1 protein-coding gene is annotated in these 539 nt (G+C 58.8%); it reads right to left on the bottom strand.

All coding sequences use genetic code 11. The features are described 5' to 3' along the window. The coding region (tnpC, locus tag ACXAIC_RS24790) for an IS66 family transposase (RefSeq protein ID WP_475187113.1) at positions 1-539 on the bottom strand (539 nt) is incomplete at both ends.

The raw sequence follows: 539 nt of genomic DNA, 5'->3' as shown, positions 1-539 counted from the left end.
ACACCAAGGCATGAGTTCGTTGATGCGATTGATCTTGTGGTCGGCGATTTGTGCCAGAACCCAGGTCAGCCAGGCTTGCGGGTCGATGCCGCTGAGTTTGGCGGTTTCGATCAGGGTATAGGCGATAGCCGCGGATTTGCCGCCGCCTTGTGAGCCCATGAAGAGGTAGTTTTTTCGTCCAAGGGCAATCGGTTTCATTGCCCGCTCTGCGGAGTTGTTGTCCAGTTCCAGATGCCCGTTGTCGAGATACGGCCGGGCTTTCGGCAGTCGGCTGAGCGCATAACGGATCGCCGCAGCAAGTGGTGACTTGCCTGAGATCCGCGTCAATTGAGTGCCGAGCCAGTCTTCCAGATCATCGAAGATAGGTTTGGCTTGTGCTTGCCGCAGGGCGGCGCGGTCCGGCGGCGGTTTGCCGCGTGCCTTCTTTTCGATTTCGTACAGTCCGGCAATCCGCTGGATGGCCTCGCCGGCAACCGATGATCCTTGGGAGGCATGCACATCGACGAACTTGCGCCGGATATGGGCCATGCAGGCCATCT

The organism is Roseibium sp. AWQ4_254 (genome assembly GCF_056161025.1).
This window is presented reverse-complemented; position numbering and strand designations above follow the sequence as displayed.